10 protein-coding genes are annotated in these 10,321 nt (G+C 64.7%); 1 reads left to right on the top strand and 9 read right to left on the bottom strand.

Features of this window, described 5'->3' with window-relative positions; translation table 11 throughout:
* Positions 1–182 precede the first annotated feature (182 nt).
* Positions 183–758, top strand: a complete 576-nt coding sequence (locus tag GXP39_12645; protein NOZ28883.1) for a hypothetical protein — start codon at positions 183–185, stop codon at positions 756–758.
* Positions 759–806: 48 nt separating this feature from the next.
* Here GXP39_12645 and GXP39_12640 read toward each other — a convergent pair whose 3' ends face one another.
* The 9 genes from GXP39_12640 to cadA all read right to left on the bottom strand — a co-directional run bounded on the left by GXP39_12640 (position 807) and on the right by cadA (position 9,777).
* Positions 807–3,314 carry a heavy metal translocating P-type ATPase gene (locus GXP39_12640; GenBank protein ID NOZ28882.1) on the bottom strand — a complete coding sequence of 836 codons (2,508 nt, stop codon included), beginning with the start codon at positions 3,312–3,314 and terminating at the stop codon, positions 807–809.
* A 127-nt stretch (positions 3,315–3,441) separates the two neighbouring features.
* Positions 3,442–4,134 carry a methyltransferase domain-containing protein gene (locus tag GXP39_12635; protein NOZ28881.1) on the bottom strand — a complete coding sequence of 231 codons (693 nt, stop codon included), beginning with the start codon at positions 4,132–4,134 and terminating at the stop codon, positions 3,442–3,444.
* A complete protein-coding gene (locus GXP39_12630; protein NOZ28880.1) occupies positions 4,131–4,868 on the bottom strand; it encodes a methyltransferase domain-containing protein in 738 nt (245 codons plus the stop codon). Before GXP39_12630 ends, GXP39_12635 begins: the two co-directional genes overlap by 4 nt.
* 111 nt (positions 4,869–4,979) lie before the next feature.
* Complete coding sequence (locus tag GXP39_12625) at positions 4,980–5,108, bottom strand: hypothetical protein (GenBank protein NOZ28879.1); 129 nt, start codon at positions 5,106–5,108, stop codon at positions 4,980–4,982.
* A gap of 9 nt (positions 5,109–5,117) precedes the next feature.
* Positions 5,118–5,456 carry a hypothetical protein gene (locus GXP39_12620; protein ID NOZ28878.1) on the bottom strand — a complete coding sequence of 113 codons (339 nt, stop codon included), beginning with the start codon at positions 5,454–5,456 and terminating at the stop codon, positions 5,118–5,120.
* Between the two features lie 36 nt (positions 5,457–5,492).
* The gene (locus GXP39_12615) at positions 5,493–6,104 is read right to left on the bottom strand and encodes an isoprenylcysteine carboxylmethyltransferase family protein (GenBank protein ID NOZ28877.1); all 612 of its coding nucleotides are present in this window, start codon (positions 6,102–6,104) and stop codon (positions 5,493–5,495) included.
* Positions 6,101–6,679 carry an isoprenylcysteine carboxylmethyltransferase family protein gene (locus GXP39_12610; protein NOZ28876.1) on the bottom strand — a complete coding sequence of 193 codons (579 nt, stop codon included), beginning with the start codon at positions 6,677–6,679 and terminating at the stop codon, positions 6,101–6,103. The genes GXP39_12615 and GXP39_12610 overlap by 4 nt, the downstream gene beginning before the upstream one ends.
* Positions 6,676–7,287: an isoprenylcysteine carboxylmethyltransferase family protein gene (locus tag GXP39_12605; protein NOZ28875.1), complete on the bottom strand. Its 612-nt coding sequence runs from the start codon at positions 7,285–7,287 to the stop codon at positions 6,676–6,678. Before GXP39_12605 ends, GXP39_12610 begins: the two co-directional genes overlap by 4 nt.
* Positions 7,288–7,368: 81 nt before the next feature.
* Positions 7,369–9,777 carry a cadmium-translocating P-type ATPase gene (gene cadA, locus GXP39_12600; protein NOZ28874.1) on the bottom strand — a complete coding sequence of 803 codons (2,409 nt, stop codon included), beginning with the start codon at positions 9,775–9,777 and terminating at the stop codon, positions 7,369–7,371.
* Positions 9,778–10,321: the final 544 nt, after the last annotated feature.

Genomic DNA, 10,321 nt, shown 5'->3' with positions numbered 1-10,321 from the left:
AGCCCCTCCGAGCCACCCCAGAGATGCGGGGCCACGCTTCCGCATCGCTTAATTTGATACCAATCTGGATACATCGCCGAGGGCCGCGCTCCTTTGGGGGTGACGACCATCTGTGATAATATCTGATCCGATTGCGTTTCCGTGTGGCGCTACGGAGGTCATCTACAGGAACGGAGGTTCGAATGGATCGCGCTCGACTGGCCCGGTGGATCTCTATCCTCTGCGATAGTTCTGTGCTTTCGCTGATCATCTTCCCCGCCATCGGCTGGCGGACTGCGGGCTGGCAGGGGGTGGGCTGGGCGATCCTCGCCCTGCTCATCCTGACCGGGGTTCCATTGGCTTACATCTGGATCGGCCAGCGGAAGGGGTGGGTGAGCGACTGGGAGCTCAGCCGCCGTGACGAGCGGCCTCGCTTCATCCTGGTCAGCCTGAGCAGCGATCTGTTGGCCTTGTTGCTCCTGGGGCTGGGAGGGGCCCCGCGCCTGTTGTGGCTGCTGGCGCTGATCTATGCCTGCCTGGGGGTGACGATGTTCGCCATCTCCAGCTTCTGGAAGATCAGCCTGCATATGGTCGGCGTGAGCGGCTTCTCCACGGTATTGGTCTACGTCTTCGGCCCGGCCATCTGGTGGGCGTTCTTGAGCCTGCCCCTGGTCGCCTGGGCGCGTTTGTATCGTAAGAAGCACACGCCGGCGCAGCTCCTGGCGGGGGCCGTGGGGGGCATCCTCATCACGGTGCTCGTCCTAGCTGGGGTGGGATGAGCTCGGATGCGGGGCCGCACCGTCGGCTCTCATCGGCTGACTCTTTGCTTATGAGGATGCCCTCCGGTCCTTGCTCTTGAGTAGCCGCATACCGTTGAGGATGACGATCAGAGAGGCTCCCACGTCGGCGAACACGGCCATCCACAGCGTGGCTAGGCCCGGGATGGCCAGCCCCATGAAGGCGGCCTTCACCAACAGGCTGAAAGCGATGTTCTGCCGGATGATCCCCAGCGTGCGTCGGCTGAGGTGCATGGCGAAGGGCAGCTTGCTCAGATCATCGGCCATGAGGACGATGTCCGCCGTTTCCAGGGCCTGATCCGTGCCCGCGCCGCCCATGGCGATGCCCACGGTGGCTCGGGCCAGGGCCGGGGCGTCATTCACCCCATCTCCCACCATGGCCACCTGGCCGTATGCCTCCAGCAGCTCCTCTACGACCCCGACCTTGTGCTCTGGCAGCAGGTTCGCTCGCACCTCATCGATCCCCACCTGCGCCGCGATGGCGGCGGCGGTGCGCTCGTTGTCGCCGGTGAGCATCACCGTATGCCGGATGCCGGAGCGTTTCAGAGCCGCTATCGCCTCTCGGGCGTCGGGCCGCACTGTGTCGGCCACGGCGATGAGCCCGATCGCCGTGAGCTGGCCGTCGACCTCCGTGGCCACGACCATGACGGTCTTGCCCTCCTCCTCCAGGCGCTCGATCTGCGCGCGCAGCGCCTGGGCGAGGGGAATGTTCAGCTCGGACAGAAGGGTTCGGTTGCCGATGTACACCGGGGCGCCGTTCACCAGGGCGCTCGCCCCCCGGCCGGTGAGGGCCTGGAAGCCCGAGGCCGGCGTGAAGGCTACACCCCGTTGCTCGGCCGCGCGCACGATGGCCTGGGCCAGCGGATGCTCGGACCGGCTCTCGACGGAGGCCGCCAACGCCAGGATATCCTCCTCCGTTCGGCCGTCCAGGGGAATCATATCCGTGACGGACGGTTCGCCTTGGGTCAGGGTGCCCGTCTTGTCAAAGGCCATCACGCGCAGTCCCCCGGCCGCCTCCAGGTAGGCACCTCCCTTGACCAGCACGCCGTTTCGGGCCGCGTTGCTGATGGCGCTGACGATGCTGACCGGCGTGGAGATGACCAGGGCGCAGGGACAGGCGATGATGAGCAGGGCCAGCGCCCGATAGAGCCAGCCGTGTCCGCCGGTCGCCGGCTCCAGGAAGGGCTGACCGAAGAGGATCGGGGGCACGGCGGCGATGAGCACGGCCAGGCCCACGATCAAGGGCGTGTAGTACTTGGCGAAGACGTCCACCCAGCGCTGGGAGGGGGCCTTCTGAGCCTGGGCCTCCTCCACCATGTGGATAATCCGGCTGAGGGTGTTGTCCGCTGCCAGCCGGGTGACCTCCACCTCCAGAGCCCCTTCGCCGTTGATCGTGCCCGCGAAGATGTCGTCGCCGGGCCCCTTCTCCACCGGGATGCTCTCGCCGGTGATGGGGGCCTGGTTGACCGCCGAGGCGCCCTGGACGATGCGACCGTCCATGGGGATGCGTTCGCCTGGCCGGACGAGGATGATGTCGCCTACGGCCAGCTCGGCCACGGGCACGCGCTGCTCGTGGACGTCACACCAGGGGCAGGGGCCGCTCTCATAGGGGGTGCCATCGGGGAGTGGTTGTCCCTGATGTTCCTCGCAGTCCACGCAGGGGCGTAGCACGGTGGCCTCGGCGGGCGCCAGATCCATCAGGGAGCGGATGGCGTTGCGAGCCCGGTCCATTGTGTAGCCTTCCAACGTCTCCCCCAGGCTGAAGAGGAAGACGACCAGCGCTCCCTCCTCCCAGGCCCCGATGGCGGCCGCGCCCAGCGCGGCGATGGTCATCAGGAAGTTGATGTCCAGCTCCCGGTTGATCCAGACGCCGGTCAGGCCCTTGCGGGCCACATAGAAGCCCCCGCTGATGATGGCCAGGGCGTAAAGGCCGTGGGCGATGGCGGGGGAGATGCCGGATGTCTCCAGGGCGAAGGCCAGCAGGATCAAAAGGCCAGATACGAGGGTCAGCGTGTCACGCCGTTTGCTGCGCATGAAGGCCAGCAGCCCGCGCAGGCCGCCCGGACCGGTCTCCTGCGGGAGCGTTGAGGCGGCTTCCTCCTCCGCCACATCGTAGCCCAGCTGGCGGATGCGTTCGATGATGGCCTCCTGGTCCAGGGCCTCCACGTCGTATTCGACGGCCATCTTGGCGGCGGCAAAGTTGATGGTGCAGTGAAGCACGCCATCCAGGCGGCTGACGCCTTTCTCCAGCTTGGCGGCGCAGTCGGCGCAGTCCATGCCGACGATGCGCAGATCGCGATGGCGATAGCGTTGCTGAATGGCGATCCCCACCTCACGCGCGTGGCGTTCCACCTCGGCCAGCGAGATCAGGTTGGGATCATAGTGCAGGCACAGGCGAGATAGGCCGGCATCCTGGTCCACGTGAGCCTGATCGATCCCCTTATGCTGGCGTAGGATCTCCTGCAGGCGCTGGATGCAGCCATCGCACTCGCCGTTTTCGGGGAGGAGCAGAGGGATCTCCAGTTTCAGTTTCTCGATTGCAGTCTCGGTCGTTCGTCTCACGGTCGTCTCCTGCAGTTCAAAGGGCGCCGGTCCACGGCCGCATTCTGTCCCATGCGTGCCGGAGAGTGGTGACCCGCGCGATCACGATAGACATTTCCCGATTTCATGTCGTTACGCTTACGTGTGACGTCTCCTCCGTCTCTTTGCGACGGAAATTGACTGTATACACCCAAAAGTTGCCCTGGCGCCGTTCCAGGCTGAACCCGGATGCCTCGACAAGCCGGATCGTCTCGAACGGGAAGAGATAGTCTGGGTCCGGGAATTCCTCGGTGATAGAAAGCACTCCATCCGATTTGAGCACTCGGTGTAGTTCGGCCAGGGCGCGACGCCGGTTGGGGATCTCGGGCAGCACCGTGATCAGGAAGGCCCGATCTACGCTGGCATCGCCCAGGGGCAGGTCATGGGCGCTGGCGACGCAGGTCTTGACGTTGGCCAAGCCAGTCGTTTGCACCCGCCTCTTCACCTGGGCGATCATCTCTGGCTGAATATCCACCGAGATGAGCCGGCCTTGGGGGCCCACTCGCCGTGCGGCCTCCACAGTGAAGGTCCCGACCCCTGGGCCGAGTTCCAATACACGCTCACCCGGTCGAATGTCGATCCGGTCCAGCACCAGGCGTATGTAGCGACGACGGATGGGGTGATCCAGCAGCCAAGCCAGTGACGGAGGGCACGGCGCAGATCTCCCCGATCGGGCTGCCAGCCTGGAGATCAACTTGAATAGGACCAGCCAGAAGAACAGCAGCCCGCCGATGATGACCAGGACGAGCTTCGCCGCCCCGAGCAGGTGTCGCTTCATGGCCCGTCCCCCCTGCGGGCGATGATCAGCCGAAAGACCTCACGGCGTTCCTCGATTTGTACGTCGGTGAACCCGGCTTCGTGCAGTAAGGCTTCCCACTCCTCCCGGGTCAGGAAGACGTCGGCGATCTCACCCGGGCTGCTGAGACATCCCAGCCGACCGCCGGGCGCAAGCACGCGGCGGATCTCGGCCATGGCGCGCTGTTTCTCATCCGGCGTCAGATAGAGGAGCATGAAGGCCGTGGTGACGACGGTGAACTCCTCGTCGGCGAAGGGCAGTTCCAATACGCTCCCCTGGCGCAGCTCGATGTTCAGGTCTCGCCGGGCCGCCTTGGCAGCCAGCTTCCTCAACATGGATGGGCTCAAGTCCAGACCCACGACCCGGCCCGCTCGTTCGGCCAGAGGCAGCGTCAGCAGCCCGGTGCCACAGCCCACATCCAGGGCGGCGTCATGGGCGCCGACGTCCAGCCGATCGATCAGATCACGCGCCGCCTGCTGATAGCCCGGCAGTTTGAGGAACAGCAGGTCGTAGGCTGGCGCCAACAGGGCGTAGAATCGGCGCACCCAGGTGGCTCGCTCCCGGCCCTGCACCAGACGGGCGGACTGGGAGAGCCGGATCGTAGCGCGTTCCAGCCGACGGCTTATATCGCTGGTGTCCCGCTCCCGCTGCCAGAGCCAGATGGCCAGAACGATCCCCGCCAGAAAGCCCAACCGTTTCAGCGTTTTGCTTTTCATCTTCGCTCTTCTTCCTTGGGCGAGGCATTCCCTGGCGACGCGTGGTGAATGCGGGTGATTTCCTCCAAGCGTGTGCCCACCGGTAACCATACCGGTGGGAATGCCTCGCTCCTACTGCTGTGGCCACTCCGTGTCCGTTGGCGGCCCGAAACGGCTGTAGGTGGCGTCGATGCTCTTCCGGATCTCGACCAGCGACTTCCCCTCCTGCCAGTAGCGCATCACGTCACGCGTGATGTCCACGCAGATGCTTCAGCCCAGGCCCATCTCGTCGAACACGGCCGATCCGTCGGGGCGTACCTCGCGCACGAAGCAGTCCTTGACGCTCCCGTGGTCGGCGCCACAGCCGCAGTAGCAGGGGATATATTTGAGCACATCGGGATTGGCCAGGGCGAACTGATACGCCTCGCGCACCGTGGTCGGCGCCCTCTGGACCTCTTTGGGCAATCGGGATGCCGGCGCCAGCTTCAGCTCTCGCTGGCCTGCCTCCCCTCGGCCGCCACATCCGGCTAGAGCCAACGAGATCAGCACCAGCAACACGGACAGGAGCCGGACGGGGCGGTGTGTGCGTGGCTCCCGCTCAAGTAGCAAAGGACCTCTCATGGGCATCATCCCTCCGTATCGTGTTTATGTGTGGCTGGCAGACGGCGGCTCGATATCAGAGTGCTGTCGCACTTTAGGGATCCCAATCCACCTTGCGGTTCTCGATTTGTACAGGCGGTACTCTTCTCCGTACAGACGTTCAAGGTAGGGCTCTGCCAGATGGACGGTGTACAGATAGATGACGAGGGAGGCCGCCCCCGTGAGCACAAAAGCAAGCCCTGAGCGCCCGAGAAGGGATATCCCTAGGAGATAGAGAAGACAACCCATGAACTGCGGATTTCTGCTCCATCGGTATATCCCGGTGGTTACAAGCTCGGATGTGTCCTGTCCACAGCTCCTGCGCAAGGTGCGGAACTCGATCATCCCGGTTGCCAGTGTAAGCACTCCAACGCTGATCATGACCGAACCGCCTGCGAATGCCATCGTCTTGTTGATGGGTATCGGCCACACGGCATACAACGCCGACAGGATCACGGCGAGGTGATAAAATCCCCACATGATGAGCCAAAGTGTCAGGAGCTTGTTTGTGAATACGCCTCCTCTGTCGTAAGTCTTCTTTACCTCTGAAAAGACGTATATGCCAAATACCACCCAGGCGGCTATGGAGGATCCCAGGGCTGCACAAAGCCATGTCATCTTCCCTCCATTCCGTATGCGGCCCATCTGGGCACATACCTCGGCACGGCTGCGATGTAGCGTCGCGCCTCATCGCCGAAGAGGACGATCAGTCGCCGATCCTCCAGCCGGGTCTGGATCAACGACCACATCAAGATCACGACCGCGACCAGCAGACCGAGCCATGTCTGGAAGGCGATGGCCGAGCCGAAGGCGGCCGCCAACAGCCCGGCGTGCTGTGGATGCCGCACGTGGCCGTAGATACCCGTCGTGATCAGCCGGCCCTCCTCCAGCGCCGAGATCCGGGCCAGAGAGCGAAACTCGATCATGCCCCACAGCGCCAGGATCACGCCGGCCAGGGCGGCGATCAGCCCGAGGACCCGCCAGATGGCCGGGAATCGGACCCCAAAGGGGCGATACACGGCTCCCGCGACGAGCCCGCAGACCATGTATGCATCCCAGGCCCAGATGGATAGCGACCCGGATAGGCCTAACTCCCGTCCGGGCTGGGTGCGTCTGTGGTACAGCCACAGGTTGCCCGCGGTCCACAGGATGGCGATCACGAAGTAGACACCCCAGAGAGTGGGGTTTTTCACCTTCCTTCTCCCCAGCGTCCCAGGCCCGGCAGAAACCGGGGGGTGCGTCGCATGTAGTCCTGGTATTCGGCGCCGAACGTTTCGATCAACGCCTCCTCCTCTTCGCCGGCTCGCGAGGCAGCCAGGACGCTCAGCGCCAGCCAGGCGATGCCGACAAACCAATTGGCCGACAGCAGGAAGAAGGCCAATGTCCACACGAATATCGCGGTATACATTGGGTGTCGAACCCAGCGATATGGCCCGCTGGTCACCAGCGTGTGTCGGGCTTTGGTGTCCACAGATAGGGACCAGTTCTCGCCCAGGGCGTGGTGAATCCAAAAGAACAGCAGGACGGTGATCAGGCCGAGCACGCCTCCGATCCAGCGCAGCCAGATCGGCATCGGCAGCGCGGCCCAGCCCAGCCAGCGCGGGGCGATGAGGTACACGAGCGTGACCACGGCCGCCGCCGAGTTGAGCAGCCGCAACAAGGTCATGTGGCCTCTGTTCGCTCTTCCTGTGGAGCTCTTTTCGCCCGCCCGGCCTGCCTTTCGGGCGTAGTACACCCGGATGATGGTCAGCAGGACGAATGTGGCGGCCAGAATGCCTCTGAAGATCCCCTCGTAGCTCATGCTTCTTGCTCCTGCTGCTCACCAAAGGGCATGGACCTGGGCTCCCCGCCCCGGCGTTCTCGCTGGGGCCGGCTGAAATCGTTACGTCCTCTCGTACCCCAACAGCCGCAGCGCGTTGGCCACGACCACTAGCGTGCTCCCCTCGTGGAAGACGATGGCGATCCCGATGCCCACCAGCCCGAAGAGGGCCATCGGGATCAGGAGGATGACCACACCCAGCGAGGCGATCAGGTTCTGCCGGATGATCCGACGCGCCTGACGGCTGAGCCCCACGGCGAAGGGGAGCTTCGATAGGTCGTCGGCCATCAGGGCCACGTCGGCCGTCTCCAGCGCCACATCGGTGCCCGCGCCGCCCATGGCGATGCCCACCGTGGCCTGGGCCAGGGCCGGGGCGTCGTTGACGCCATCGCCGACCATGGCCACGCGGCCGTACTGCGTCAGCAGCGCCTGGATGGCCTCCACCTTCTGCTCGGGCAGCAGGTTGGCTTTGAAATCGGTCAGCCCCACCTGTCGGGCGATGGCTGCCGCCACCCGCTCATTATCCCCGGTGAGCATGATCGTCTCCCGGATGCCCAACGCCCGTAGCCGCTCCAGGGTCTCCCTGGCCTCCGGGCGCGGCGTATCGGCCAGAGCGATGATCCCCAGGAAGTCCGCCGAGGGAGCCTGGCCATCCGATGCCGGCGCCGGGCCGTAGACGATCATGGTCGTCTTGCCCTCGGCCTCCAGGGCCTCCATCTGGGCCCGGATGTCCTCCGGCACGGTCAGGCCCTCCACCTCGAACAGCCCCAGGTTGCCGATGAGCACCGGCTGGCCGTCCAGCGCGGAGCGCACGCCCCGCCCGGTGATCGATTCCAGGTCGCCGGCCTGGGGCAGGGCCAGCCCCCGTCGCTCGGCTTCCCGCACGACGGCCTGTGCCAGCGGGTGGTTCGACCGTCGCTCCACCGCCGCAGCGACGCGGAGGATCTCATCTTCTGCACGGTCAGCGTCGGTCGGCGCACCCGCGTCCGTCGTCCGCCGTCTAACGAGAATGTCGGTCACCTTGGGCTGGCCGTGGGTGAGCGTGCCCGTCTTGTCGAAGGCCATGGCCCGTACCGCACCCAGGTTCTCCAGGTACACGCCCCCTTTGATCAGCACCCCGTTGCGGGCCGCCTGGGCGACGCCCGATAGCACGGCCGACGGGGTGGCGATGGCCAGGGCGCAGGGGCTGGCCGCCACCAGGATGGTCATCCCGCGCAGGAAGGCCTCCCCAAAGGGCAGCCAGCCGACCAGCGGCGGCAGGAAGACGACCCCGACCACGCCGGCCAGCACCGTCGGCACGAAGATGCGCTCGAACCTCTCGGTGAACTGCTGGGTGGGGGATTTCTGGGTCTGGGCCTCCTCCACCATCCGGATCACGCGGGCCAGAGTGGTGTCCTGGGCCAGGCGGGTCACCTCGATCTCCAGCGTCCCCTCGCCGTTGACCGTGCCCGCGAATACCTCGTCCCCCTCGCCTTTCTCCACCGGCACGCTCTCGCCGGTGATGGGCGATTGGTCCACCGCCGACTGTCCCTGGATCACCCGGCCGTCCACCGGGATACGATCGCCGGGGCGGACCACGACGATGTCGCCGCGCATCACCTCCTTCACCGGCAGCTCGACCTCTTGCCCGTCGCGTCGCACCAGGGCCGTCTCAGGGGTCAGTTCTCCCAGGGCGCGGATGGCCGCCCGCGCCTTGCCGGTGGCGTAGTGCTCCAGGGCGTGGCCCAGGCTGAACAGGAAGAGAAGCAGCGCCCCCTCCGCCCATTCGCCCAGCACCGCGGCGCCAATGGCCGCCACGACCATCAGGAAGTCGATGTCAAACCGAAGGTGGCGCACGGCCTTGAGCCCGTGTCGCGTGGCATCGTACCCTCCCGTCACGTAGGCGAGGGCGTAGAGGCCGATGGCCGCCACACGAGGCAGGCCCAGGAAGCTCTCGCCTGCCCAGCCCAGGAGCAGGAAGGCGCCGGACAGGATGGCCAGGACGAGCTCCCAGTTCTCCCGCAGCCAGCCGCGTTCCTCTTCCTCCTCCGAGATCTCATATCCCAGATAGGCCACGCGCTTGAAGATGTCCTGGCGGGAGACGACCTGGCTATCGTACTCGATGCGCATCCTCTCGGCCGCGTAGTTGACGGAGACGTTGAGGATGCCATCCATCCGTCCCAGGATGTGCTCGATGCTGAGGGCGCAGTCGGGGCAGTCCATGCCCGTGATGCGCGCCGTCTCATGGCGATAGCGATCGCTCACCTGGGCGCCCGCCTGCTCGGCCCAGCGCTGCACCTGCGATAGGGACGTCATGCTGGGATCATAGTGAATGCACAGTCGTGCCTGCCCGTTCTCTCGCTCCACGTGAACCTGGTGGATGCCCTTGCGCTGGCTCAGCAGCTCTTGCAGGCGTTCCACGCATTGATCACGCTCGTCCTCGACCCCGGGCAAGAGGACGGGGATCTCCAATCGGAGGGTTTGTTCATTCATCCGGTACTCCTTCGCCGGCGAAGGTTGCGTCGTTCGGTTCCCATTCATCTGTGAACGTTGCTATATGTGAGTGAATATTCATGTAAATGGCCCTGAAAAAGGGGCGACTAGTCAGTCGCCCCGGTTGAGACGTGCCGGATATCCCTTTCGCTCTGACAGATCAGATGCGGCACGTTTGCGCCTCCTGTGCTCCCTCGCGCTACCGGCTTGCGCGGTAGCCCTTGAAACATCTGAATGAATACTCATATATTATCCACGTCTTTTCTCGTCTGTCAAATCTGGATGGTCTCTCTTCCGGTGTTGGTGGCTCACAGGAGGTGGTTTTGTGGTGGCGCTGCGAGAACGGCGCCTTCTGCGGGCTTTTTCCCAGAAGGGGGGATCTGCCGCCGCCTATCCGTGGGCAGGGGCGATTCATGAATCGCCCCTCCCCTGAAGTTTGGCTTTTTGGAGGGGGGGACTAGTCAAAAGGGAACGCCTTGGGTAAAGTAGAGAAAGTAAAGAACCAAACCCCAGGAGGCGTTCCCATGAATAGGATACCGCAAGA

It is taken from the genome of Chloroflexota bacterium, from assembly GCA_013152435.1.
In the GTDB taxonomy this organism is placed as follows: domain Bacteria; phylum Chloroflexota; class Anaerolineae; order DUEN01; family DUEN01; genus DUEN01.
This window is presented reverse-complemented; position numbering and strand designations above follow the sequence as displayed.